The organism is Streptomyces inhibens (genome assembly GCF_022221585.1).
Taxonomy (GTDB): Bacteria; Actinomycetota; Actinomycetes; order Streptomycetales; family Streptomycetaceae; genus Streptomyces; species Streptomyces inhibens.
This window is the reverse complement of the sequence record NZ_CP084681.1, coordinates 8532216-8557208: the sequence shown is the minus strand read 5'-3', so window position 1 is coordinate 8557208 and position 24993 is coordinate 8532216. Positions and strand designations below refer to the sequence as shown.

At 71.3% G+C, this 24993-nt stretch carries 25 protein-coding genes and 1 pseudogene; 16 read left to right on the top strand and 10 right to left on the bottom strand.

Annotated features, from left to right (window positions below):
* Positions 1–93: 93 nt before the first annotated feature.
* The 6 genes from KI385_RS38295 to KI385_RS38270 all read left to right on the top strand — a co-directional run bounded on the left by KI385_RS38295 (position 94) and on the right by KI385_RS38270 (position 5976).
* Complete coding sequence (locus tag KI385_RS38295; protein ID WP_238576618.1) at positions 94–1179, top strand: WD40/YVTN/BNR-like repeat-containing protein; 1086 nt, start codon at positions 94–96, stop codon at positions 1177–1179.
* Positions 1180–1407: 228 nt separating this feature from the next.
* Positions 1408–2085 carry a uracil-DNA glycosylase gene (locus tag KI385_RS38290; protein ID WP_238576617.1) on the top strand — a complete coding sequence of 226 codons (678 nt, stop codon included), beginning with the start codon at positions 1408–1410 and terminating at the stop codon, positions 2083–2085.
* A gap of 23 nt (positions 2086–2108) precedes the next feature.
* Positions 2109–3218: an LURP-one-related family protein gene (locus KI385_RS38285; protein WP_238576616.1), complete on the top strand. Its 1110-nt coding sequence runs from the start codon at positions 2109–2111 to the stop codon at positions 3216–3218.
* Positions 3211–4254, top strand: coding sequence for an N-acetylglucosamine kinase (locus KI385_RS38280; RefSeq protein WP_238576615.1), 1044 nt, complete (start codon positions 3211–3213; stop codon positions 4252–4254). The genes KI385_RS38285 and KI385_RS38280 overlap by 8 nt, the downstream gene beginning before the upstream one ends.
* Positions 4255–4349: 95 nt before the next feature.
* Positions 4350–5306, top strand: coding sequence for a sirohydrochlorin chelatase (locus KI385_RS38275; RefSeq protein ID WP_425357026.1), 957 nt, complete (start codon positions 4350–4352; stop codon positions 5304–5306).
* A gap of 328 nt (positions 5307–5634) precedes the next feature.
* Positions 5635–5976 (top strand): nuclear transport factor 2 family protein, encoded by a 342-nt coding sequence (locus tag KI385_RS38270; protein WP_238576613.1) that lies wholly within the window; start codon positions 5635–5637, stop codon positions 5974–5976.
* A gap of 17 nt (positions 5977–5993) precedes the next feature.
* On the opposite strand, the gene KI385_RS38265 is transcribed toward KI385_RS38270, so the two are convergent.
* Both KI385_RS38265 and KI385_RS38260 read right to left on the bottom strand, forming a co-directional pair.
* Positions 5994–7043, bottom strand: a complete 1050-nt coding sequence (locus KI385_RS38265) for a lactonase family protein (RefSeq protein WP_238576612.1) — start codon at positions 7041–7043, stop codon at positions 5994–5996.
* Between the two features lie 134 nt (positions 7044–7177).
* On the bottom strand, positions 7178–8686 hold the full coding sequence (locus tag KI385_RS38260) for an FUSC family protein (RefSeq protein WP_238578026.1): 1509 nt from the start codon (positions 8684–8686) through the stop codon (positions 7178–7180).
* Positions 8687–9011: 325 nt separating this feature from the next.
* Between KI385_RS38260 and KI385_RS38255 the strand changes: the two genes are divergently transcribed.
* The 3 genes from KI385_RS38255 to KI385_RS38245 all read left to right on the top strand — a co-directional run bounded on the left by KI385_RS38255 (position 9012) and on the right by KI385_RS38245 (position 11079).
* Entirely contained in the window at positions 9012–9656 is a 645-nt protein-coding gene (locus KI385_RS38255; RefSeq protein ID WP_238576611.1) for a LysE family translocator, read from the top strand.
* 157 nt (positions 9657–9813) lie between these two features.
* Positions 9814–10293, top strand: a complete 480-nt coding sequence (locus KI385_RS38250; protein ID WP_238576610.1) for an Lrp/AsnC family transcriptional regulator — start codon at positions 9814–9816, stop codon at positions 10291–10293.
* A gap of 57 nt (positions 10294–10350) precedes the next feature.
* Complete coding sequence (locus tag KI385_RS38245; RefSeq protein WP_238576609.1) at positions 10351–11079, top strand: HAD family hydrolase; 729 nt, start codon at positions 10351–10353, stop codon at positions 11077–11079.
* On the opposite strand, the gene KI385_RS38240 is transcribed toward KI385_RS38245, so the two are convergent.
* The gene (locus KI385_RS38240) at positions 11027–11257 is read right to left on the bottom strand and encodes an AMP-binding enzyme (RefSeq protein WP_238576608.1); all 231 of its coding nucleotides are present in this window, start codon (positions 11255–11257) and stop codon (positions 11027–11029) included. The genes KI385_RS38245 and KI385_RS38240 overlap by 53 nt on opposite strands.
* A gap of 234 nt (positions 11258–11491) precedes the next feature.
* Here KI385_RS38240 and KI385_RS38235 point away from each other — a divergent pair, with 234 nt between their 5' ends.
* Positions 11492–11710, top strand: a complete 219-nt coding sequence (locus tag KI385_RS38235; RefSeq protein ID WP_238576607.1) for a hypothetical protein — start codon at positions 11492–11494, stop codon at positions 11708–11710.
* A 43-nt stretch (positions 11711–11753) separates the two neighbouring features.
* Here the strand turns inward: KI385_RS38235 and KI385_RS38230 are convergent, their stop codons facing one another.
* Positions 11754–12836, bottom strand: coding sequence for a sugar ABC transporter substrate-binding protein (locus KI385_RS38230; RefSeq protein WP_238578025.1), 1083 nt, complete (start codon positions 12834–12836; stop codon positions 11754–11756).
* A 555-nt stretch (positions 12837–13391) separates the two neighbouring features.
* Between KI385_RS38230 and KI385_RS38225 the strand changes: the two genes are divergently transcribed.
* Together KI385_RS38225 and KI385_RS38220 are read left to right on the top strand one after the other, a co-directional pair.
* On the top strand, positions 13392–14279 hold the full coding sequence (locus tag KI385_RS38225; protein WP_238576606.1) for a phenylalanine 4-monooxygenase: 888 nt from the start codon (positions 13392–13394) through the stop codon (positions 14277–14279).
* Positions 14280–14321: 42 nt separating this feature from the next.
* Positions 14322–14988, top strand: a pseudogene (locus tag KI385_RS38220) (transposase family protein).
* Positions 14989–15043: 55 nt separating this feature from the next.
* Here the strand turns inward: KI385_RS38220 and KI385_RS38215 are convergent.
* Together KI385_RS38215 and KI385_RS38210 are read right to left on the bottom strand one after the other, a co-directional pair.
* Complete coding sequence (locus KI385_RS38215; RefSeq protein WP_238576605.1) at positions 15044–15556, bottom strand: hypothetical protein; 513 nt, start codon at positions 15554–15556, stop codon at positions 15044–15046.
* Between the two features lie 302 nt (positions 15557–15858).
* Positions 15859–17088 carry a PucR family transcriptional regulator gene (locus KI385_RS38210; protein WP_238576604.1) on the bottom strand — a complete coding sequence of 410 codons (1230 nt, stop codon included), beginning with the start codon at positions 17086–17088 and terminating at the stop codon, positions 15859–15861.
* 112 nt (positions 17089–17200) lie between these two features.
* On the opposite strand from KI385_RS38210, the gene KI385_RS38205 reads away from it, so the two are divergent.
* Both KI385_RS38205 and KI385_RS38200 read left to right on the top strand, forming a co-directional pair.
* Positions 17201–18370, top strand: coding sequence for a lactate 2-monooxygenase (locus KI385_RS38205; protein WP_238576603.1), 1170 nt, complete (start codon positions 17201–17203; stop codon positions 18368–18370).
* Positions 18367–19356, top strand: coding sequence for a 2-hydroxyacid dehydrogenase (locus KI385_RS38200; protein ID WP_238576602.1), 990 nt, complete (start codon positions 18367–18369; stop codon positions 19354–19356). The genes KI385_RS38205 and KI385_RS38200 overlap by 4 nt, the downstream gene beginning before the upstream one ends.
* Before the next feature lie 22 nt (positions 19357–19378).
* Here the strand turns inward: KI385_RS38200 and KI385_RS38195 are convergent, their stop codons facing one another.
* The 3 genes from KI385_RS38195 to KI385_RS38185 all read right to left on the bottom strand — a co-directional run bounded on the left by KI385_RS38195 (position 19379) and on the right by KI385_RS38185 (position 22538).
* Positions 19379–20797, bottom strand: a complete 1419-nt coding sequence (locus tag KI385_RS38195; RefSeq protein ID WP_238576601.1) for a WD40 repeat domain-containing protein — start codon at positions 20795–20797, stop codon at positions 19379–19381.
* Positions 20798–21041: 244 nt separating this feature from the next.
* Positions 21042–21854 carry an SGNH/GDSL hydrolase family protein gene (locus KI385_RS38190; protein ID WP_425357025.1) on the bottom strand — a complete coding sequence of 271 codons (813 nt, stop codon included), beginning with the start codon at positions 21852–21854 and terminating at the stop codon, positions 21042–21044.
* A 114-nt stretch (positions 21855–21968) separates the two neighbouring features.
* Positions 21969–22538 carry a PadR family transcriptional regulator gene (locus KI385_RS38185; protein ID WP_238576599.1) on the bottom strand — a complete coding sequence of 190 codons (570 nt, stop codon included), beginning with the start codon at positions 22536–22538 and terminating at the stop codon, positions 21969–21971.
* An 83-nt stretch (positions 22539–22621) separates the two neighbouring features.
* On the opposite strand from KI385_RS38185, the gene KI385_RS38180 reads away from it, so the two are divergent.
* Positions 22622–23029, top strand: coding sequence for a nuclear transport factor 2 family protein (locus KI385_RS38180; RefSeq protein ID WP_238576598.1), 408 nt, complete (start codon positions 22622–22624; stop codon positions 23027–23029).
* A gap of 60 nt (positions 23030–23089) precedes the next feature.
* Here the strand turns inward: KI385_RS38180 and KI385_RS38175 are convergent, their stop codons facing one another.
* Positions 23090–24052 carry a LysR family transcriptional regulator gene (locus tag KI385_RS38175; protein ID WP_238576597.1) on the bottom strand — a complete coding sequence of 321 codons (963 nt, stop codon included), beginning with the start codon at positions 24050–24052 and terminating at the stop codon, positions 23090–23092.
* 161 nt (positions 24053–24213) lie between these two features.
* Here KI385_RS38175 and KI385_RS38170 point away from each other — a divergent pair, with 161 nt between their 5' ends.
* A complete protein-coding gene (locus KI385_RS38170; protein ID WP_238576596.1) occupies positions 24214–24909 on the top strand; it encodes a type 1 glutamine amidotransferase domain-containing protein in 696 nt (231 codons plus the stop codon).
* Positions 24910–24993 lie beyond the last annotated feature (84 nt).

Sequence of the window (24993 nt, the reverse complement as noted above, 5' to 3'; positions counted from 1 at the left end):
CACCTGCGCGGATACGCTCCGGGACGCCGTTGTCAGTGGTCGGGTGCAAACTGGCCACTGTCTGAGACAACGGCGTCCCGGAGGTGTTCCGGCATGACTGACGTACTACTCGCGGTGGGGACCCGCAAAGGCCTCTTCATCGGCCGGCGGCGGCACGGCGACTGGGAATTGAGCGGACCGCATTTCCCCGCGCAGGCGGTGTACTCCCTCGGGATCGACACCCGCCGCGCGACACCCCGGCTGCTGGCCGGCGCCGACAGCGCCCACTGGGGCCCGTCGGTTTTCCACTCCGACGACCTGGGCGAGAGCTGGCACGAGCCCTCCCGCCCCGCGGTCAAGTACCCGAAGGACACCGGGACTTCGCTGGAGCGGGTCTGGCAGCTGCATCCCGCGGGCCCGGCCGCGCCCGATGTGGTCTACGCGGGCACCGAGCCCGGCGGCCTGTTCCGCTCCGAGGACGGCGGCGAGACCTTTGAGCTCGTACGTGCGCTGTGGGACCACCCGAGCCGCGAGAAGTGGGTGCCGGGCGGCGGTGGTCTGGCGGTCCATACGGTGATCACCGACCCGCGGGACGCCGATGCGGTCACCGTCGCCGTCTCCGCGGCCGGGGTCTTCCGCACGCGGGACGGAGGCGCGAGTTGGACACCGTCGAACAAGGGCGTGAAGGCGGTCTTTCTGCCGGATCAGCATCCGGAGTTCGGCCAGTGCGTCCACAAGATCGCGCAGGACCCGGTGAACCGCGACCGCTTGTATCTGCAGAATCACTGGGGCGTCTACCGCAGCGATGACGCGGGCGCGCAGTGGACGGACATCGGCAGCGGCCTGCCCTCGGACTTCGGCTTCGCCACGGCCGCGCATCCGCGCAAGGGGGATGTCGCGTATCTCTTCCCGATCACCGCGGACATCGACCGGGTGCCCGCCGAGCACCGCTGCCGGGTCTACCGCACGACCGACGCCGGCGGAAGCTGGGAGGCGCTGACCGACGGACTGCCGGCGGAGGACCACTACGGCACGGTGCTCAGGGACGCGCTGTCCGTCGACGACACCGATCCCGCCGGGGTGTATTTCGGCAACCGCAACGGCGAGGTGTACGCCAGCGCGGACGACGGGGACAGCTGGCAGCAGCTCGCCTCCCATCTGCCGGATGTGCTGTGCGTACGGGCGGCCGCCGTTGCGTGAGCGGAAGCGGAAGCGGGGGGATGGTGTGGGGATGGTGTGGGGAGGGCGAGGGCGATGACTCGAATACCGGGGTAACGCGGCGAAGGGACAGGGCGGTTGGGCTCATCCGAGTAGTACTGCGCCCCTCCGGCTCCGTTCCGCGGCTTCCGGCGTCTTCGGCGGTTCCGGACGGCCAGGGCTCGGGCCATCGATTGAAGGGGAACGGGCCTGGGCCAGTAGGGTGATCCCGTGGCTGCACGACCTCTCCAAGACATTGTCGAACCAGGCTGGGCCAAGGCACTTGAGCCCGTTGCCGGACAGATCGCCGCGATGGGCGACTTCCTGCGGGCGGAGATCGCCGCGGGACGTACCTATCTGCCGGCCGGCAACAATGTGCTGCGCGCCTTCCAACAGCCCTTCGACGAGGTGCGGGTGCTCATCGTCGGGCAGGACCCCTACCCCACACCGGGGCATGCGGTCGGGCTCAGTTTCTCCGTGGCGCCGGACGTCCGTCCGTTGCCCGGGAGCCTGGAGAACATCTTCCGCGAACTGCACTCCGACCTCGGACTGCCCCGGCCGTCGAACGGCGACCTGACCCCGTGGACCCGCCAGGGCGTGCTGCTGCTGAACAGAGCGCTGACGACGGCGCCCCGCAAGCCTGCCGCACACCGCGGCAAGGGCTGGGAAGAGGTCACCGAGCAGGCCATCCGTGCGCTGGTGGCGCGTGGGCGTCCGCTGGTGTCGGTGCTGTGGGGGCGCGATGCGCGCAATCTGCGGCCGCTGCTCGGCGATCTGCCGGCCGTCGAGTCGGCGCACCCCTCCCCCATGTCCGCCGACCGGGGCTTCTTCGGCTCGCGGCCCTTCAGCCGGGTGAACGACCTGCTGGTGCGACAGGGCGCGCAGCCCGTCGACTGGAGGCTGCCCTGACCCCGGGCGATAGTGTTCGCCGCATGACGAATGCGAACATCCCTGCGGGTTGGTATGCCGACCCTCAGGGCACCCCCCACCAACTTCGCTGGTGGGACGGGTCCCAGTGGACTGAGCACACCCACCCGGGACAGCAGGCCGCGGCGCCGGCCCAGGCCCCGGCGCCCCAGCCGGGCCCCCACCAGGTCCAACAGCAGCCGGCACAACAGCAGGCTCCGCAGCATCAGCACCAGGCTCCTCAGCAGCAGGCCACCCAGCAGCCCCCGCAGCAGCAGATGCCGCAGCAGTTCGCGCCGCAGCAGCAGCCGGCGCAGGGCCAGGCCCCGTACCCGGGCCAGCAGCAGGGCGGCGCACCGTACGGGCAGCAGGGCTACGGCCACCCCCAGCAGGCGCCCGGCCAGCAGGCGCCCGGCCAGCCGATGCAGCAGCCCTACGGACAGCAGCAGATGCCGGGGCAGCCGGGCGTGCACCCGGGCGCCGTGCAGCAGCAGGTACAACAGCAGGCCGGGGTGGCGGCCGGTGGGCCGGGCGGTGGGACCCTGTTCACCGAGCCGGTGCTGGTGGTCAACCAGAAGGCCAAGCTGATCGAGGTCACCAACGAGTACAGCGTCTTCGACCAGCACGGCAACACCCTCGGCGCGGTCGTCCAGGTCGGCCAGAGCACGGCCAAGAAGGTGCTGCGGGTCGTCTCCAGCCTGGATCAGTACATGACCCACAAGCTGGAGATCCGGGACGCGTACGGCCAGCCGCAGCTGGTGCTGACCCGCCCCGCGAAGATCATCAAGTCCAAGGTGATCGTGCAGCGTCCGGACGGCTCGCCGGTCGGCGAGATCGTGCAGCAGAACGCCATCGGGAAGATCAACTTCGCGATGATGGTCAACGGCCAACAGATCGGCGCCATCAAGGCCGAGAACTGGCGCGCCTGGGACTTCGCGATCGTGGACCACGCCGACACCGAGGTCGCCCGGATCACCAAGACCTGGGAAGGCCTCGCCAAGACGATGTTCACGACCGCGGACAACTACGTCCTGCAGATCCACCACCAGCTGCCCGACCCGCTGCTGAGCCTCGTCGTCGCCACGGCTCTGACCGTCGACACCGCCCTCAAGCAGGACGCCCGCGGCTTTGGGTGAGCCCACCGGGCGCGGCCCGGACACCGGGGGCGGGACGGTCCCGGCCGGCGACCATGTCCTCGGGGTCGACTCGGGCGGTTCGGGGCTGCGGATCGCGGTGGCGCGCGCGGACGACCCCGCGGCGCGGCCGCTGGCGACATACGCCTCGAACGAGCCGGTGCGCACCGGCCCCCACGGGATCGACGCCGGGCACCTGCTGTCCCAACTCCTGCCCGCCGCCGAGGAGTTGCGGCGCGAGGTGGGCGCGGTCCGGTTCACGGCGGGATGCGTGGGCGCCGCCGGCATGGCCACGCTCGGCGACGAGCTGCGCGCCCGGCTGCCCGCCGAGCTGGCCACCGCGTTCGGGGTGCGGCGTCTCGCCCTCGCGGCGGACGCCGTGACCGCGTACGCCGGAGCGCTGGGCCAGCGGCCCGGTGCGGTGGTCGCCGCGGGCACCGGCATGATCGCCCTGGGCACGGACCTGACCGGCGCGGGCGGTTGGCGCCGCGCGGACGGCTGGGGCCATCTGCTGGGCGACTGCGGCAGCGGCGCCTGGATCGGCCGCGCCGGCCTGGAGGCCGCGATGCGCGCGTACGACGGCCGGCCCGGCGGTTCGGCCGCCCTGCTGGCCCGCGCGACAGCGATGTTCGGTCCGGTGACCGAGCTGCCCGGCGCGCTCTATCCGCGGCCCGACCGGCCCGCCGTACTGGCCTCGTTCGCCCCGGAGGTCGGCCGCTGCGCCGCCGACGACGACGCCGTAGCGGACGGCATTGTGCGCGCCGCGGCGGGGCATATCGCCGACGCCGCGGCCGCGGTCTGTCCCCCGGGCGCCGGCAGCGCGGTGGCGTGCACCGGCGGGCTGTTCGGGATGGGCGAACCACTGCTGGCTCCGCTGCGTACGGCGCTCGCCGAGCGGCTGCCGGACGCCCGCGTGACTGCCGCTGCCGGGAGCCCGCTCGACGGGGCGCTGACCATCGCCGCGGCGCTCGCCGGCGACCGCCTGACGCTGCCCGCGGATCTGAAGTTGTTGCAGATCACACGGCCTGCGCCAGGTTAGTGCCGCCATGACGCGCGGGATAAAACGGGACGGATACCTCTCCACCGAACCCTCCCTCCGCGCGGGGGTGGTCCAAGGCGTTAGCATGCGGCGCCATGAGTTCCCCCACTGGGCCCGCACCTGGCTCGCCCCATTTTGACGCCGCACCCCCGAGCCCGGGAGCCGCACCCGGCCTGCCTGTACGCATGCCGCGTGCGCGGCAGTCCGGCCGCCACCGCAGGCCGGAGCCGCTCGCCGCACCCGAGGGCGCACCCGCCCTGGTGCTGGCCGTGCCCGGCACCCCCACCTCCGCCTCGCGCAGCCTGGCGGAGGAGGTCTCCAGCATCGCCCGCTCCGAACTGCCCGGCCTCGATGCCCGGATCGGCTATCTGGACGGCGGCGACGACGAGTTCCCGTCCCTGGAGGCCGTGCTGGCGCACGCCGCCGCCGAGCACAAGGCCCGGGCGGAGGCCGCGGGTCAGTCCGACCCCGGTCCCGCCGCGGTGGTCGTGCCACTGCTGGCCGGCCCGGACAGCGCGCTGCTGCGCCGGATACGCCAGGCGATCATGAACAGCGGCTCCGCCGCCGAGCTGACCGATGTCCTCGGCCCGCACCCGCTGCTCGCCGAAGCACTGCACGTCCGGCTCTCCGAGGCCGGTCTGGCGCGCGCCGACCGTGCGCGGCTGTTCACCGTCGCCACGGCCGCTGACGGCATCATCCTCGCCACCGTGGGCGGCGACGAAGCCGTGCAGGCCGCCGGGATCACCGGCATGCTGCTCTCCGCGCGCCTCGCGGTGCCCGTGCTGGCCGCCGCGCTGGACGAGGAGGGCGCCATCTCCCGTACGGCCGAGCAGCTGCGCGGCTCCGGTTCGCAGCAGCTGGCGCTGGCCCCGTACCTGATCGGCCCGGAGATCGCCGACGGCCTTCTGGGGGCGGCCGCGGCGGAGGCGGGCTGCGCCTCCGCCGAGGCGCTGGGCGCCTACGGCACGGTGGGCCGGCTGGTGCTGTCGAACTACGCGGCGTCGGTGGGCATCACCCTGCCGACGCAGGCGCAGGGGGTACCCGTCCGCTAGGACACTCCCCGAGGCCGCAGCAGATCTTCGAAGGGCCGTCTTCGCGCAGCGCGCGGGGCGGCCCTTCGCGTCGTCCGGGCGGAGGCGATACGTCCGATTCCCGCCTGAGCGGCGCAGATGCCCCTCAGGCGGCCCGGCAGGACAGCGTCCGCGGTCCGGTCGACGAGGTGGCCGTGCGCCTGCGAGAGGGCCCCTCAGGGCGCTTGTCGCACCTCTGACGCGCCGACCGATGAGTCCGGGCACCGGGCAGCGTCCACCGTCCTGCAGAGCCCCTCCCCGAACCGCTCGCTCCTGAGGGCGCGAGCGCCCCGCCCACGGAAGGAAGTTCATGTCGAACGTCGAAGTGGTCCGTGCCGCTTTCGCGGCCTACCTCGCCCAGGACCGCGCCGCCATCGACCGGCTGCTCGCCGAGGACTTCGTCTTCACCGGCCCGCAGGACGACCACATCGACAAGGCCGCCTTCCTGGAGATCTGCTTCCCCACGGCGGACCGCCTGCGCCGGCAGGAGATCCTCGATGCCGTGGCCATCGACGACGAGCAGGTCTACGTCCGGTACGCGTACGAGCTGACGACCGGCGAACGCCATCGCAATGTCGAAGTGCAAACGGTGCGGGACGGCCGGATCACCGAGGCCCAGGTGTACTTCGGCGGGCGCTTTCCCGAGGGGTGAGCGGCCCGCACGCCGGATCAGACGAAGACCACGCAGGAGGCGGCCGGCGCCCGGACGGATCCGGTCCGGGCCGGAATGCCGCTCTCCGGGTCGATGGTGAACCAGGTGACCTCACCGGAGCGTTCGTTGGCGGCGTAGAGGTGCCGGCCGTCGGGGTGCAGCGCGAGGTCGCGGGGCCACTGGCCGCCGCAGTGGACGGTGGTCACGAGGGTTGCGGTGTCGCCCGACGCGTCGAGGGCGAGGACCGAGAGGCTGTCGTGGCCCCGGTTGGCGGCCCAGGCGAACCGGCCGTCGTGGGAGAGGACCAGTTCGGAGGGGAAGGTTTCGGCCGGTGCGGCGCCGTCCGGGAGGAGGCGGGTCTCCCCCAGGGGCGTCAGCGCGCCACGGTCGGCGTCCCACCGGCAGACCGTCACCGTCGGATCGAGTTCATTGATGACGTAGGCGCGGTCGCCGCGCGGGTGGAAGGCGAGGTGGCGGGGGCCGCTGCCGGGCCGCAGCCGGACCTCCTCGCGTACGGTCAGCGCCCCGTCGGTGGCGCCGAGGGCGCAGACGCGGACCGAGTCGGTGCCCAGGTCGACGCTGAGCAGCCAGCGGCCGCTGGGGTCGGGCAGTACCGCGTGGGCGTGCGGGCCTTCCTGACGGTCCGTCCGCGGACCGCTGCCCTGGTGCGCGAGCACGGTGGCGGGGCCGCCGAGCGAGCCATCGGCCCGTATGGGGAGCGTACTGAGGCTGCCGGAGCTGTAGTTGGCGGTGACGAGGTGGCCGGCGGTCAGGGTGAGGTGGGTGGGGTCGGCGCCGTCCACGGGCACGGCGGGTGCGAGCGGTGCGGGTCCATCGGGCGTGAGGGCGAAGGCGGCCGCGGCGCCGTCCGGGGTCTCGCTGACCGCGTAGAGGTACCGGCCGTCGGGGCTCGGGGCCAGGTAGGAGGGGTTGGGGACCGCGTCGGTGGAGTGCAGCGGGGTGAGTGCGCCGGACTCCGGGTCGACGGCCGCGGTGGTGATCCCGGCGCCGCCGGCCGTGGTGAACGATCCGATGTACGCGCGCCGGCCGCTGTCGTTCGTCCCCACTGGTCCACCCTTCGTCCGCCTGCCCGTTGAGGTGCTGCGGCGACGCTAACAGCCACGGCCGGGGCGTCCGCGGTGATGGCCGATTCTCGCCCATCGGCTCCCGCACACCGGCCCGCGACCGTACGATCCGCCGGTCAGGCCCCGACCAGCGGGGAGGGCCGGGTGCTGCGCAGGGGCGCCGCCAGTTCGGCCAGTGCCTGCTCCAGGCCGTGCAGATGGGTGAGCGCGGGCTCGGGCGCCGGCTGCTCCGGTGCCGCCGTGACGACCCCTGCCGTGTCGCGCGCCTTACCCGGTGTGGTGAGTGCTTCCACGGCAGCCTCCACCCGCCAGCAGGCGGCGGCGAGCCGGTCGTCGTGCGAAGCCTCCGGGTCCGCGGCGATGGACGCCAGTCCACGGACTTCGCGGGCGCAGTCGTCGAGGAGCGCCAGGACGCGACGGGCCTTCTCCTTGCGGGTACGCAGCGGACTCAGCGGATGCACCAGCGGAGCGAGCGAGAGCCGCACCCTGCTGAGCAGCAGCTCCAACTCGGCGATCCGAGGGGCGGGGTCGGCGGACTCGGAGCCGGCGAGACGGGCCGCGGCCTCGGCGGCGCAGGTGTGTACGCAGCGAAGGGCGCGCTGGATCCAGGCATCGGTGGCGGCATGGGTGGTCACGGGCAGCACCACGAGAACGGCAAGTGCCGCGCCGATCGCCCCGACGCCGGTCTCGGCCAGCCGGAGCGCGAGCAGACTTGAGTCCAGGACCCCGAGAAGCCCGTAGAGCAGGCCGGCCATCACCGTCACCGCGAACATCATCCACGTGTACGAGACGGCGGCCGTGTAGAAGATCCCGAAGACGCATACCGCGACGAGAGCCACGGTGGGGACGGCGGCCCCGTGCAGCGGTATGGCGACGACCGCTCCGACGGCGATGCCGATCACCGTGCCGAGGATCCGCCGGAAACCGCGTACCAGGGTCTCGCCGCGGGAGGCGGTGTTCACGAAGATCCACCAGGTGGCGCCCACGGCCCAGTACCAGCGCTGGTCGGACAGCAGTTGCCCCGCCATGAGGGCGAAGGCGCCGCCGAAGGTCGCCTGGATGGCCTGGCGGGTGGTCGTACGGGCGAGACCGGTCCCGCCCGGCGGAGCAAGCGCGACGACGGGAGGCAGCCGCCGCTCGTAGCACCACAGGCCGAAGCGCACGGTCGAGGACGCCAGCAGGGAGAGGACGACGGCGGCAAACAGCTCGGGCAGTTGCGCGGGCACCGCGTGCAGGAACTGCGTCGCGAAGAAGGTCATGAACGCGAACACCCCGAGGGCGTGACCGCGAGGCCCCCAGCGCCGGGCATGGACGCCCGCCCCCATGACGGCGAGAAACGCCACGTCCCGCACCAACGGCTGGTCGTGCAGTCCTGTCGCGAGGGCGAGCACCGGGAGTCCGGCCGCGGGCAGCAGGGCCGTGGTGAGCGCCTGGTCGCGGACCGTCGCGTCGGTCACCGTGAAGAGCGCGAGAAGCGCGGCGAGCCCGCCGGTGATGGCCGCGACGAGTGAGTGGCCGGCGAGGCCACAGACGGCCACGGCCAGACTGATGCCGAGGACCGCCCGAGTAGCGCTGCGCAGCCGCAGCCGACCCGGGTCCGGAACCACGAACACCCTCTTCAGCACTGCTTCCCGCCCCTTCTGTGCCCGCATGTTCCGTGCCTGCACGAAACCCGCATGAAAAAGGCGCCGCGGAGTTCCGCAGCGCCATCGACGACCCCATCAGAGCATCACTTCGGCTGATGGCTCAACAGAGCCGAAAAGTACTGAGCCATTGGCACAGTCCTGGGCTCTTCGGCTGGGCCAGGAGGGTGCCAATGGCAGAGCGGCGAGCGAGGGCGCCACACAGGGACTCCGCCGGGCCCGCGCGCGGGTGCGGGCAGATCGACCGAGGGACCGGGATGTAAGGAATCACGGTTCGGCTGGTTCAATGTCCGTCGAGGTGAGAGACATGGTGTCGACCGACCGGCTGCTGGCTTTCGCGGCGATGTCGCTGCTGGTGATCGTGATCCCGGGACCGAGCGTGCTCTTCGTGATCGGCCGGGCGCTGGCCCACGGCCGCCGCACGGCGCTGGCAACGGTCCTGGGCAATGTGCTGGGCTCGTACCTTCTGGTGGCCGCGGTGGCGCTGGGCCTCGGCTCGCTGGTCGAACGGTCCGTCACGGTCTTCCTGACCGTGAAGCTGGCGGGTGCGGCGTACCTGGTCTACCTCGGAGTGCAGGCGTTCCGGCACCGCAAGGACATGAAGATGGGTGCCGCGGAGGCACCCGGGCAGCCGGCACGCGGCGACCTGCGGACGGTCGTCGACGGCATCCTGGTCGGCGTCACCAACCCGAAGGGCATCGTCTTCTTCGCCGCCGTACTCCCCCAGTTCGTGGACCCCACGGCAGGCGGGCTGCCCACCCAGATGCTCATCCTGGGCCTGGTGCCGATCTGCATCGGCCTGATCACGGACACGCTGTGGGGGCTGACGGCCTCGGCGGCCCGCAACTGGTTCGCCCGGTCCGAGCGCCGGCTGTCGATGATCGGCGGCGCGGGCGGCTTCGCCATGATCGGCCTGGGTGTGACGGTGGCGGCCACCGGCCGCGCGGACTGACCACCGCTCGCGTCGGCATCGGCGCCCGCGTCCGCCTGGCCGAAATGGCGGCCCCGAGGGACCTCACCCCGTCAGCCGGCTCAGCCGGCGCTGGGTGTAATGGGCCGTTGGTACAGTCGCAAGACGATTTCACCGACAGCGAGGGGACCGTTGGACCATGGCCGTGGATGCCCTGGACGCCAAGATCCTCGGGCTGCTGCTGGAGCAGCCGCGCACCAGCGTGCGGGAGTATGCGCGCCTTCTCGGAGTCGCCCGGGGCACGGTCCAGGCGCGGCTCGACCGGCTGGAGCGGGACGGTGTGATCACCGCATACAGCCCCCGCCTGTCCCCCGCCGCGCTCGGCCACCCCGTACTCGCCTTTGTGCACATCGAGGTCACCCAGGGGCACCTGGAGGAGGTGGCCGCCGCGCTGGCGGAGGTGCCGCAGATCATCGAGGCGTTCTCGACGACCGGCGGCGGCGATCTGCTGACCCGGGTGGTGGCCCGGGACGCGGCGCATCTGGAGGATGTCATCCAGCGGCTGATCAGCCTGCCGGGCGTGGTCCGTACCCGTACGGAAGTGGCGCTGCGCGAGCGGGTGCCGCATCGGATGCTGCCACTGGTCGAGACGGTGGGCGGTAGCGCGAAGCCGCGCTGAGCCACCTGGGGCAGGCTCGCAAGCCGTGCCGGACGGTGTCTTGGCATGCTGGTGGGCATGAGCACTTCCCCCGCTTCCCAGATCGCGCCCGTCACTCCCGCCCCGCCCGCTCCGGTGATCTTCGATCTCGACGGCACGCTGGTGGACAGCGAGCCGAACTACTACGAGGCGGGGCGCCGGCTGCTCGCCAACTACGGCGTGGCGGACTTCAGCTGGGAGCACCACACCCGCTTCATCGGCATCGGCACCCGCGAAACGCTGGAGATCCTGAGCCGGGAGTTCGGCCTCGACGCACCGATCGAGGAGCTGCTGGCCGGCAAGAACCGCACCTATCTGGAGCTGGCGCGGGCGCGCACCCAGGTCTTCCCCGAGATGCGCGCGTTCGTGGAGCGGCTGTCCGCGGCCGGGCATCCGATGGCGGTGGCGTCCGGTTCGTCGCGGGCCGCGATCGAGGCGGTGCTGGCCGGTACGGGGCTCGACGCGCTGCTGACCACGCTGGTGTCGGCCGAGGAGGTGGCGCACGGCAAGCCCGAGCCCGATGTCTTCCTGGAGGCCGCGCGCCGGCTGGGTGTCGATCCTGCCGACTGTGTGGTGCTGGAGGACGCGGCGCCCGGCGCGCTCGCGGCACACCGGGCGGGGATGCGGTGCATCGCCGTCCCGTATGTGGCCGGCACCGCCGACGACCCGGCGTTCGCGAGCGCCGGGCTGCTGTTCAGGGGCGGTCAGGGAGAGTTCACGGCGCGGGCGGCATACGACTGGCTCGGGCAGCCGGTTCGGTCTTCCTGATCTTGCCGGTGGCGGTCATCGGGAACGCCTCGACGATCTCCACCAGCGGCAGCTTGTCGCTCGCCGTGCTGCCGCTCGCCCAGCCGCGCAGCGCCTCGGCGGTGAGTGCGCTGCCGTCGACGGTACGGACGTAGGCGTACGGGCGCTCGCCGCGGATCGGGGAGTCGACGGCGACCACGGCCGCGGCGAGGACGTCCGGATGCCGCCCGCCAGCGTCCGCGTAGCTCGGGCGTGAGCTTGCGGATGAAGGAGACGGTGAGCGGCGTGGTGAGGGTGGACCGATCGCGCTGCGGCAGATCGGGGTGGTCGAGGAGGGCGAGGTGGTTCTCGACCGTGCCTGCCATGGTGGCGACGTGGTGGCGTTCGACGGCGGCGAGGACGGGACGTCGGCTATCGCAAGGAGCTGGCGGCGGTGGCGGACCCCGCCGAGCGGCAGCGGGCGTTCGAGGCGCGGGTGACCGAGCTGTACGAGCACGGCAAGGCGGTGAACGCGGCGGCGGCGCTGGAGATCGACGCGGTGATCGGCCCTGCGGGAACGCGGAGTTGGGTGACGGCGACGCTGGGCGGCCACGCCCCGCGTCCGTTCACGGAGGTGGCCGCCAAGCGCCGGCCGTTCATCGATACCTGGTGACGAGCTGACTCACAGTCCGTCAGCCCCGGTAACTGAGGGTCTGTCACTCCAGGCCCAGGGACTTGCACACGGAGGCGAGATCGTCGGCGCAGAGCAGATCGGTCCGGACCACGCCGTCGCGGACGACGGTGTCCTTCAGATTCTTCTTGGTGACGATCTGCGCCTTGAAAAGCTGGGCGGGAATGCCGGACTTGGTGTTGTTACCGGCGGTCGTTGTGGTAAGGGAGTTGATGCTCTTCCCGCGCAGCAGACGGAAGGCGATTTCGGCGGCGGTTTCGGCCTCCGGCCTGACTTCCTTGTAAATGGTGAAGGACTGAGTACCGGCTACCAGCCGCTGCAGCGCAGGGAGTTCGGCATCCTGACCACCGAGCGGAACATTCTTGATACCGGCCGCCTTGAGCGCCTCGGCGATGCCGCCGGCCATACCGTCGTTGGCCGAGTAGACCGCGTCAAAACCCTGCGCGCCACGGACGTTGATGACATCGGTCATCTTCTTCTTGGCCGTCGCCGCCGACCAGTCGGGGATGTCCTTCTCGTAGACGACCTTGTGGACCTTGCCGTCGAGGACGTCATGGGCGCCCTTCTTGTAGGCCGGCGCGTTCGGGTCGGTCGGCGAGCCGTTCATCATGACGACGTCGGCGGCGCCCGCCTCGGAGCCGAGGGCGGCGAGAATGCCCTGGCCCTGGAGCCGGCCGATCTTCTCGTTGTCGTAGGAGACATAGGCTGCGACATCGCCCTCGGCGAGTCGGTCGTACGCGACGACCTGGACGCCCTTCTTGGCGGCCGAGTCCACCCAGCTCTTGGCCGCCTGCGCGTCGACCGGGTCCAGGATGATGACCTTGACGCCCTTCTTCACCAGGGCTTCGAACTGTCTCTTCTGGGTATTGACTTGCTGCTCGGCATTCCCGTAATCGACCTTGCATTCGAGGCAGAGTGACGCTATACGGGCCGAAATGATGCGGTGGTCGAATTTCTCGTAACGAGCCGCCTTGTTCTCCGGGAGGAGTAGACCAATCGCATCCTTGCCTGCGCCGGCGTCCTGGTGATCTTTTCCACAAGCCGCCAAGGGCGCTGCGAGCGAAAGCGCCATCGCGCCGGTGAGGGCGCGCCGCATTATTGCATTCATTTTCCGGTACCTCCCAAGGGGCCGCCTGACCGGCCCAGAACGGCTGAAGTGAACGTCACCGTCCACCCCACCGTCAAGAATCGAAGCAAGAACGATATGAAAGTGAGCTGTCGACTGGCGCCCTGAACGACCCTTCACCGACCGGGCGTTCGGGACCGTACCCAATCGTTCAATTCATCTGGATCATCAAGATCACCGGCAGATCACCACGGATCACTTCGGATGGCTCTATATGGCTGCGGATAGCTCTGTATCGTTCTCTTCCCACCGGAACTCGACGGCTCGGGTCATCTCGGGTGCTATCTCCACAGCGCGGATGCACCCTTCGACCCCACATGTCAGACTTATGGCTGAGACGTCGGACCGGCCGGGCTCCGCGCCGGAAAGCGGCGATCCGCCCCCCTTCGCCGCCGGGTTGAGTACGCGTGTGCGCCCCGCCCTCGTCCGCACCCCTCCACGGCCGATACCGCCCCCTGCCACCCCGCCGCACCAAGTGATCTTCGTTCGGGTTTGGGGCAAGGTGACACATATCGGGTTTGGGGCAAGGTGACACATATGAGCACGGTGAGGAACCACACTCCCGTCTCCACTTCCGGGCGCCTGGGCCGCCCGGACCAGCACCCCGGGCGTAGCGACCCGGCGTATCTGCGGCGCCGCGGCGCCCTGGCCGCACCGGCCGACGCACACCGTGTCGGGGCGCCCTACCCGGCCGTCGACTACACCGAGGAGGAGCAGCGCACCTGGCGCGTGGTGCACCAGGCCCTCGTCCCGGCACACCGCGCCCACGCCTGCCGTGCGGTCCTGGAGGCCGGGGAGGAAGCCGCCATCCCGGGCGAGCGGATCCCGCAGCACGCGGAGGTCAGTGTCCATCTCATGGCCCGCACCGGGTTCGCCTTCACACTGGCCGGCGGAGTGGTGCCCAACGAGCGATTCCTGGGCGCGATGGAGCACGGCTACTTCCACGCCGTGCAGTTCGTCCGCCACCCGGCCGTCCCGCTCTACACACCCGAACCCGATGTGCTGCACGACGTCTTCGGACACGGCGTCCATCTGTCCTGTCCGCGCTTCGCCCGCCTCTACCGGCTCATCGGCCGGGCCGCCAACCACGTCACCACCGAGGAAGCCCTCGACATTCTCAGCCGGGTCTACTGGTTCACCCTCGAATACGGGCTGATCACCGAATCCGGCATGCCCAAGGCCTACGGCGCGGCCCTGCTGTCGTCCTACGGTGAGATCGCCGCGCACGACCGGCGGGAGGTCCGCGAGCTGGACCTCCGCACCGCGGCCGGCACCCCGTACCGCATCTCCGGCTACCAGCCCGTCCTGTACGCCGTGCGCTCCCTGGAACACCTCGAAGACACCCTCGGCGCCTTCTGCGAGGACTTCGACGACGACACCGCGCACCGACTGGGCATCCCGGCGCTCTCGCGCGATCGGGCCTAAGGGCTGTCCCGCAACGGCTGGTCATGGTGCCATGATCTTGACGTGTCTGGTGTGATCACGGCGTCGGAGCCGTCTTGGACAGCCCCGTTCACTGGACTGAGCCCACAGCAGTTCGGCAAGTTGGTCACCGCGCTACGGCGCGAAGGCGTGGACCCGACCTGCAAGGGCAGGCCGTGGAGTCTGCCGCTGCAGGACCGGGTTCTGCTGGTCACCGTGTACTGGCGCACGAACCTGATGCTGCGGCAGCTGGCCCTGCTGTTCGGGGTGTCCAAGTCGGCTGCCCGCCCGGATCGTCGATCATCTGGGGCCGTCACTCGCCCTGCAGCAACGCAAGCGGTTCCGCAAAGAGACCGTGCTGATCGTGGACGGCACCCTGATCCCCACCCGTGATCACACGGTCGCCGAGCAGTCGAAGAACTATCGGTACTCCACCAACCGCCAGGTCGTCGTCGACGCCGACACCCGTCTCGTCGTCGCCGTCGGCAAGCCGGTCCCCGGCAACCGCAACGACTGCAAGGCGTGGGAACTGTCCGGCGCCAAGGCAGGCGTTGGCCGTACCACGGTGATAGTCGACGGCGGCTACCGAGGCACCGGCCTGGTCATCCCGCACCGACGGGAAGATCCTCCGAGACTGCCGCCTCAAAGAGGACGGCGTCCACCACGCCATGCTCGGATCGCTCGCCTGCACAACCCCACCCTCGCCGGGTGACCGGCAGGGAAAAGACGGGACGGCCAGCACGGCAGAGACCCAGGAAACAGGCCGGCTACAGCTCCTCTCTCAATCGCGCCCAGGTATGCGTGTCCAGGCTGTCATGGGGGCCAAAGCGGGAGAGTTCGGCGCCATCGCGTCCCAGAGCCACGATGACGGGACGGACTCCGCGGCTGATGCGGGGGGACTTCCAAACAGCGATGAGCCTGCGCTGCTCGGGAGCCACGATCCGGCGGGCGCCGATGAGGACGTGACCCACGTCCCGCCCGAGGCGAACTTTGACGTAACCGATCCATGGGGCCGCGGCGATGGAGTGCGGAAGGTCCAGGCTGCGGGTGAGGCTGAGTACGCCACCGCCGTTGCATACGTCGAGCACATCGACGTCAACAGGATCGTCTCCGGGGCCGCTGCCGCCCCCCACGTACCGCCACTGCTCGCCGTACCACTCCACGAGCTCAATGTGCTCACGCATCCGCGGTGACTTCGGACGCCGCACGATCCAGATCGCCCCGACACCGGCAGTGCCGTCGACATCGGCCGACACCACGGTCAGCACGCGCCGAGGCATCCACCACGGCTGCGGCTCATCTCCCGCCAGCGCCCGCCTCACAACGCCCCGCAGAAAGGTCTCCAACCAGGGTCCCGTCCACACGGCCTCTCCCCACGCCTGCATGCACCTGCGATACCCGGCGTGCGAGGGCATCAAGCCCCAAGCCGCTGAGGCAACGCCCCACAACTCTCCGACCAAAGGATCATTAAGGGACAGCCCTTAGGTGTGTTGTCCGGCCCAGGATCCTCGCGGTCACCCGGACCGGCCGCACCGGCCGCACCGGCCGGGATGATCCGGCGGCACGCCACGTATGCCCGGCCTCAGTGCCCGATCGTCCGGGCGATGTCCAGAGTGAGCCGCTGCCAGGGGTCGCGTGGGTCGCGGGTGGTGAGGTCGGCGATGCGGCGCAGGCGGTAGCGCAGCGACTGGGGGTGCAGGCCGAGGCTTCGGGCGGCGGCGGTGGCGGAGCCCGTGTCGAGGTAGGTGGTGAGCGCTTCCAGCAGATGGCGCCGACCGGGGTGGACGAGCGGGCCGAGGATCAGACGGCCGATCTGTTCGGGAGTGGTGGCCGGGCGTCCGGCGAGGAGCGCGAGCACATGGGCGTCCCCGTCCGTGAGGACGCGCGCGGGGTGGTGCGCATGTGCGGGTGCGGCGTCCAGGGCGTCGGCGGCGAGGCGATGGGCGACGGCGATCCGGTCCAGGCTCTCCCCCGAGATCGCACAGCCGCGCAGGGCCCGCTCGCGCAGCGCCTCAGGCGCGGTCGCACCGGCCGCGGCCGGCAGCATCAGGACGACCCGCGAACCGCGGACCGTCGCCAGAGAAGTGACATCACCGCCGCGGCCGGTGAGCGAGGCGAGGAGCTCACCGGCCGCCTCCTGCGTCACGCCCGGACCCTCCGCGTCGAGCGGCTCCGCCACCAACAGGCAGTAGGGGTCCGGGAGTTGCATGCCGAGTCGGGCGGCCCGGTCGGTCAGCGCCCCGATGGAGGCATGCCGTCCGGCGATCAGATCGTCGAGGAGCAGGCGCAGCGCCCGCGCGCGGTCCGCGGTGAGGTCTTCGCTGGTGGCGGTGTACGCCGTGGCCATCTCTTCGGACAGCGTGTCGAGGGTGGTCAGCGCCGTACGGGCGAGCGCGAAGGCGTCCGCTGCGCTCGGCGGCGGCGTACAGGCCGCGACCTCGTCGGTGATGACCGTCGCCGCGACCCGGTAGGCGCGCAGGACCGACTGCACGGGGCGGCCGTCCGCGGCCCGTGCCGCCGCGATGCCGCGCAGCCGGCGGAGATCGGCGGAGGTGAGATCGCCGTCGGTGGCCCACAGGTGGAGCATCCGGTCCAGCGCCCATGCGGCGATGGCCCGCACCTCGTGGAGCCGGCCGTCATCGAGGACGGCGTAGGCCGGTACCTGCTCGCGCACCGCGGCGACGATCGTCGCGACGACCCGCGGGGCGGCGATCAGCTGCTGCCGGATCCGTTCGCGTTCCTGCCGGACACGTTCGTGCTCCGGCCGGATCCGTTCACGCTCCTGCCGGACACGTTCGCGCTCCTTTGTCACAGGGTGATGATTTCACCCGCGCGTTGTGCACAGCACGGTGGACGGGTCTTGTCACTGTCGCCAGGATCTCGGGAGAAGCACGCAGTCTCAGGACGAGAGGCGGGACGTACGGATGGCGAAGCACTGGGCGGACTTCCAGTACGAGATCTATCTCCACGGCATGACGGGCACCGTGCCACGGCTGCCGACCGATCTGACGCGGCTGGAGGAGCTCACCGCACGGCGCCTCGGCCCCGGTCCGGTCGGCTATGTGGCGGGCAGCGCGGGCACCGGCAGCACCGCCGACGCCAACCGGGCCGCGCTGGACCGCCGGCGGATCGTCCCGCGGATGCTCCGTGATGTGCACGAACGGGACCTGTCCGTGGAGGTGTTGGGCCGCGCCCTGCCCGCACCGCTCGCGCTCGCGCCGGTCGGCGTGCTGTCGATCATGCACCCGGACGCCGAGCCCGCCGCCGCCCGGGCCGCCGCGGCGCAGGGCGTTCCGTACATCCTCTCCTCCGCCTCCAGCACCCCCATGGAGCAGGTCGCCGAGGCGATGGGCGACGGGGAGCGGTGGTTCCAGCTGTACTGGGCCAAGGACCGCGAGGTCACCCGGAGCTTCCTGAACCGGGCGAAGGCGGCCGGCTACACCGCCCTGTTCGTCACGCTCGACACCCCGCTCCTCGCCTGGCGCCCACGCGATCTCGACCAGGCGTATCTGCCGTTCCTGCACGGTGTGGGCACCGCCAACTACTTCACCGACCCCGCGTTCCAGGCGGGGCTCGCCAAACCGGTCCACGAGGACCCCAACGCGGCCGTGATGCACTTCGTCGGGATGTTCGCCGACCCCGCGAAAACCTGGCCCGACCTGGCGTTCCTGCGCGAGCACTGGGACGGCCCGATCGTCCTCAAGGGCATCCTGCACCCGGACGACGCGCTGCACGCCGCCGAGGCCGGTGTGGACGGTGTGGTCGTCTCCAACCACGGAGGACGCCAGGTGGCGGGCTCCGTCGCCGCCGCCGACGCCCTGCCCCGCGTCGTCGAAGCGGCCGCCGACCGGCTCACCGTCCTCTTCGACAGCGGCATCCGCACCGGCGACGACATCTTCAAGGCACTCGCACTCGGCGCGAAGTCGGTGCTGGTGGGACGCCCGTACGCGTACGGACTCGGCCTCGACGGCCAAGCGGGCGTCGAGCACGTCATCCGCTGTCTGCTCGCCGAGTTCGACCTCACCCTGGCTCTGTCCGGACACTCCCGCCCCGGCACGCTGACCGCCGACGACCTCATCAAGGAATCCGCATGAACGCCGGGACGAGCGACGTGAAGAACATCCTCGCCATCGTGTCCCCGCACGTGGGCGGCCGCACCGCCGGCGCCGCGCTCGCCGGAGTCTTCCCCGGCCAGGCGCACGTCACCGTCGTCGAGACGGCCGACGAGGACCCCGCGGCCCTGCGCGACGCACAGATCATCATCACCGGCCTGGGCCCGGTCACCGCCGAACACCTCGCCGCCGCACCACACTTGGAACTCGTCCAGTGCGCCAGCCACGGCTTCGAATACGTCGACCTGGAGGCGGCCCGCGGCAGGGGAATCCCGGTCTGCAACATCGGCTCCAGCGGCGCGGAGAAACAGAACGTCGCCGAGCAGACCTTCGCCCTCATGCTCGCTCTCGCCAAGCAACTGGTCCCGGCCCACACGGCCCTTGTCGAGGCCGACTGGGCCCTGCCGCGCCTACAGCAGTCCCTCACCGAACTGTCCGGCAAGACCCTCGGCATCATCGGCCTCGGCCACATCGGTGTGGAAGTCGCCCGCCGCGCCGTCGCGTTCGACATGAACATCGTCTACACCGGACCGAAGTCCGCCGGCCCGGAGACCGAGGCCCGTCTCGGCGGCGCCCGCCGTCTGGACCTCGACGAACTGCTCCGCACATCCGACTACATCACCCTGCACGCCCCGCTCACCGAAGAGACCCGCAACCTCCTCGACGCCGAGCGCCTCGCCCTCCTCAAGCCCACCGCCTTCGTCATCAACACCGCCCGTGGCCCCCTCATCGACCAGGACGCCCTCGCGGACGCCCTGGCATCCGGCACCCTGGCCGGCGCCGGCATCGACGTCTTCGACCCCGAACCGCCCACGGCGGCCCTGCGCCTGCTCAAAGCCCCGAACGTCGTCCTCTCCCCGCACGTCGCGGGCGTCACCCGCGAAACGCTCGTCCGCATCGCACTGGCCGCCGTACAGAACGTCCTTGACCACCTGGCCGGAAAGCCACTGCGGGACATCGTCTCGTAACGGCGCGTCCGTCCTGCTCGGTCTACAACAGGGCAGCAGGTTCCCGGGCTCCCCACAGGCGGACCGTACGGTCCCCGCCCGCGCTCGCCAGGAGACGCCCGTCAGGAGAGAAGACCACCGCCTTGATCCCGCTGGTGTGACCGGTGAGCGGCGCACCAACGGGCCGGCCACCGGCGGGATCCCACAACCGGACCGTACGGTCCATACCGGCGCTCGCCAGCAGGCCGCCGTCGGCGGAGAAGGCCAGCGCCCTTACGGCATTGCGGTGGCCCGTGAGCGGAGCGCCGATGGGTCGACCGGTGGCCGCCTCCCACAACCGCACCGTCTCGTCCCAGCTGGCGGTGGCGAGCAGCTGGCCGTCGGGTGAGAAGGCCACGGCCCGAACGGCGCTGCGGTGGCCGGTCAGCGGAGCGCCGACAGGCCGGCCGGTGGCCGAGTCCCACAACCGCGCCGTCCGGTCCTCGCCGGCGCTCGCCAGCAGCCGGCCGTCCGGCGCGAACGCCACCGCGTCGACACCACTGGTGTGACCGGCGAGCGGCTCACCCACAGCCCGGCCCCCGGCCGGATCCCACAACCGCACGGTGCGATCCATCCCGGCCGTCGCCAGCAGACCGCCCCTGGCGGAGAACACCATCGCCCACACCGCGCTGGTGTGACCGGTGAGGGGTTCCCCGACCGGCTCACCGGTGGTGGGGTTCCACAACCGCACCGTACGGTCCATACCGGCGGTGGCAAGCAGCCGGCCGTCAGGAGAGAAGGCGACCGCCCGCACGCCATCGCTGTGCCCGGTGAGCGGAGTACCGACCGGAAGCCCGGTGGCCGAATCCCACAACCGCGCCGTCCTGTCGTCGCCGGCGGTCGCGAACAGCCGGCCGTCCGGCGAGAACACCACCGCCGAAACGCCACCGGTGTGACCGGTGAGCGGCTCGCCAAGGGGGCCGTAGGGCGTCGCGCCGGGCTCGGTCACCGTGCTGCTGAGTCGACGTCCGTGCCGTACGGCGTCCCCCGCCGACATCAGATCGCGCGGTCCGCCTCCGCCGCTGCCGCTGCCGCTGCAACTGCCACCGCCACCGCCACCGCCACCGCCACCGCCACCGCCACCGGAGTGACGCTGCGCCAGCACCTCGCCGATCCACATACGCGCCAAGGCCTCGTCGTAGAACTCGATCGTCTCGCTGCCGCCTTCCCTCCGGATGACCACTCCGGGCTCTCTGGGCGGCGCGATACCGAGCGGAGGCGACGGGGATGACGGAGACGGCGGGGATGACGGAGCCAGCAGCGGCGACGCGGGTGGTCCGACGGCCGGCGCGGGCGACGGGTAGATGTGCACACCGCCCTTGATCTCTCCGGCCTGCACGCTCGGGCCGAGAATCCGGGAATGCCCGTCGACGACATTGCCGCCCTGGGCGGGAGCCCGTCCGCCCTCCCCGTCCTCTCCCATCGCGTCATCCACCTCTCCGCATGCCCCTACAACGGCCGTGCACCCACAACGGCCGCGCACCTATGACGGCCGTGCACCCGCATCGGCCGTGCACCCACATCGGCCGTGCGCCCACACCAACTCGGCGCCACGACAACCGCATTGGCGCAACAGGCTAACGGGCGCCACCCCTGATGCCGCGCCACCTCACGCCTCTGATGGCCGAGTGGGTGTGCTGCCGGTCGACGCCCGGGCGGTTCCGGACTCAGCCGACCCCCGGGCCGCCGTCGCCGGACGGTGCCTGTACGGGCACGAGTTGGGGACGCTTGGCGGTGCGGCCGTCGCCCGAGGAGCGCCCCCGGAGGCGTCTGGCGAGCCAGGGTCCGAGGAAGGCGGCGGCCCAGCGGACTTCGGTGGCCGCGGTGCGCCAAGCGGTGGGAGCCGGGCCCGGGAGCAGGGGCAGGGGGTGCGTCCAGGAGTCGTCGCTGCCGGGCAGTTGGAGGGCGTGGGCGACGGCCGCCGCGATACGCGCATGGCCGAGGGGGCTCGCGTGGAGCCGGTCGGCGCTCCACAATCGCGGGTCGGTGACGACGGCGTGGTGGGAGGTCTCGGCGACGGTCACCCCGTGACGGTCGGCGGCGGCGCGAATGCGGTCGTTGAGCGCCGTGACCCGCGATCCGATCGGGCGGGCGAGCGGGGTGATGCGCGCGGCGTCGGGGAAGGTGAGGGTGGCCACCCGGGCTCCGGCGGCCGTGAGCGCGGCCAACATCGCCTCCAGATGGCCGGCCACCTCGTCGGCGTCGAACCGCGGCCGCAGCAGATCGTTGACCCCGGCGACGACGGTGGCCAGATCGGGCCGTAGCGCGAGTGCGGGAGCGAGCTGTTCGGCGTGTACGTGGGCGGCGAGCCGTCCGCGTACGGCCAGATTGGCGTACCGGAGATCGGGGGTGGTGACCGCGAGGCCTTCGGCCAGCCGGTCGGCCCACCCCCGCAGGCCCGAGCGGTCGTCCCCGTCGCCGAGGCCCTCGGTCTGACTGTCCCCCAGCGCGACGTACCGAAGATATGGAGCGCCTGACACGAACATCCGCCTTCCTTACGGGCATTGCTTCTTACGGCTGGCCACCGACAGGTCTTACGGCATCACCACGCAGGGGGCTTACGGGACGGCTGCTTTCGGGACGGCCGCGGGCCCTCAGCTCCGGTCGGCGGCCGCCGCGCGCCGGGCCAGGATGTCCAGGGCCCGCTCGCCCCAGCGCAGGTTCTCCTCCTCGAAGGCCCGGCCGCGCATCAGGGTCAGATAGGGGCCGATGCGCTCGGCGTCGCGCACGTACGCGTCCTCGCTGCGCCCGTCGAGGAGCCGGTCGCGCAGCCGCTCGTAGTGAGCGATCTTGCCGCGTGCCCACTCCATGCGCTCCTCGATCAACGCGCGCGCCGCATCGAGCTCTCCCGTGTCCACGGCCTGGATCTTGACCATGAGTTCGTCCCGGATGGCGGTGGGCCGGGGCGGCGCGGTGGTGAAGGCCCGCAGATCCTCCCGGCCGGCCTCGGTGAGCGTGAACATCCGCTTGTTCGGCCTGCGTTCCTGCTGCACGAGTCGCGCGTCGATCAGCCCCTCGTCCGCCAGTCGCTCCATCTCCCGATAGAGCTGCTGCGGCGTCGCCGACCAGAAGTTCGCCACCGCGACATCGAAGACCTTGGCCAGGTCGTAGCCCGACGCCTCACCTTCCAGCAGGGCCGCGAGGAGCGCGTACTTGAGAGACATCTGGACACGTTAGCACTCACGCGAATAATCTCCTTCTTACCTACTCAACAAATTGACTATCGCTACGCCTACGAGGTGAGAGCATGCACGCATTCCGCAAGGCCGTGGAAGCGAACGACCACGACGCCGTCGCCGCGCTCCTGTCCGAGAACGTCGTCTTCACCAGCCCCGTCGCGTTCCGGCCGTACACCGGCAAGGCCATCACCGCGGCGATCCTGCGCGGCGTCTCCCGGGTCTTCGAGGACTTCCGCTACGTACGCGAGATCATCGGCACCGACGGTCATGACCACGCGCTGGTCTTCACCGCCCGCGTCGGCAGCCGCGAGATCAACGGCTGCGACTTCCTCCATATCGACGAGGACGGACTCATCGACGACTTCACGGTCATGGTGCGCCCGCTGTCGGCCGCCCAGGCGCTCGCCGAGGCGATGGGCGCCCAGTTCGAGCGGATCGAGCAGGAGGCGGCCGGCGCCCTAGCGACCGACGGCTGAGCGACCGACGGCTGAGCGACCGACGGCCGGCCTCCAGGTGCACTGCTGTCAAGCACACCGCTACCAGGTGCGGCCGGCCTGGAGAAGGTGGTCACGGACCAGATCGACATGGGGGTTGTCGGCCGAGCCGGGGCGCTGGACGAGGAAGCCCGTGTTGATCGGGGGGTCCTCGGGGTCGAGCAGCGGGACCAGCGCGCCCGAGGCGAGCTCATCGAGGCACAGATAGCGGGGAAGCACCGTGAAGCCCGCACCCGCGGTGACCGCCGACAGCACGCCCCGCAGATCGGGGACGGTGACGGCCGCCTGGCAGCTGAGGCGCTTGCCGAACACGTGCCGCCAGTAACGGCGGGCGATAGGCAGATCCTCGGCGTACGTCACGAGCGGGATGCCGTGCAGCGCCGCCGGGCCGTCGGCGGCAATCCGGGCCGGGCCGCCGATGCGGTCCGCCCAGACGGGCGCGGCGACCAGGACGAACTCCTCGTCCATCAGCGGTACGGCGGTCAGACTGCGGCCGCGTGGGCGGATGGTGGCGATGACCAGGTCGTGGCGGCCGGCGCGCAGTCCGTCGAGGAGCGGTTCGGTCAGGCCGGTGGTCACCCGCAGACGTACCCCGCTTTCGACGAGAGGCGCGAGCGCCGGCAGTGCGCGTACGCAGAGCAGCTCGGCCGGGCCCGCCAGATGGACGGGCGCGGCGGGGCCGTTCTCGCCGGGGCCGCCATGGCCGGTGACGGACGCGAGCGCGTCGAGGGGCGCGACGACGCGGGACGCGAGGTCGTCCGCGAAGGGTACGGGGGCGACGCCGCGCGGCAGCCGTTCGAACAGCTCGCGGTCCAACTGCCGCTCCAGGGCGCGGATCTGGGTGGTAACGGTGGGCTGCGACAGACCCAGCAGACGGGCGGCGGCCGTGAAGGACCCGGACCGGTACACGGCGAGGAAGGTGCGCAGCAGGTTCAGGTCCGGCGGTCCCGCGACGGGTCCTTGGTCCGCCGCTTCCGCCGACCCATTGGATTCCCTATCCCTCATACAGGCGATCCTATTGGATTCCTATGGGAGGCCCGCTCTACCTTCAAGGACATCACCACGCTGACGATCCGGGTTCGGAACGTCAGGGATTCCAGAACGCCAGGCGCCCGAAACTCCCCCTGGGCCCCGGCGGGCCCGCACCACCCCGAAGGAAACAAGAGATGCCCAAGATCCTTTTCGTTGTCACCGGCGTCGATCACTGGACGCTGGCCGACGGCACCCAGCACCCCACCGGCTTCTGGGCCGAGGAGGCCGTCGCCCCGTACGAGGCGTTCAAGGCCGCGGGCCATGAGATCGTCGTCGCCACCCCCGGCGGCGTCGTACCGACCGTGGACAAGGGCAGCCTGGCGCCCGAGGTCAACGGCGGCCAGGAGGGCGCCGACAAGATCGCGAACACTCTCGCCTCGATCACCGAGCTCCAGCACCCGGTCGACGTGGCGGACATCGACCTGGCCGGCTACGCCGCGGTCTTCTACCCCGGCGGCCACGGCCCGATGGAGGACCTGGCGGTCGACGCCGACTCCGGCAAGCTGCTCACCCTGGCCCTGGAGTCCGGCAAGCCGCTCGGGGTGGTCTGTCACGCCCCGGCCGCGCTGCTGGCCGCCACGAAGGAGGACGGCACCAACGCGTTCGCGGGTTACCGGCTGACCGGCTTCACCAACGCCGAGGAGACCCAGGCCGGCTTCGCCGACAAGGCGAAGTGGCTGCTCCAGGACCGTCTCGTCGAGCTCGGCGCCGACTTCCAGGAGGGCGAGCCGTGGGCCCCGAACGTCGTCGTCGACCGCAACCTGGTCACCGGGCAGAACCCGTCCTCCTCCGCCCCGCTCGCCGCCGAGCTGCTGAAGAAGCTGGCCTGACAATGGGCACCGCCGGCTCACCGAGGTCCTCGACCGCGGACGCCCTCATGGCCGGACTCTTGCCCACTACGGTCATCGCCCCGC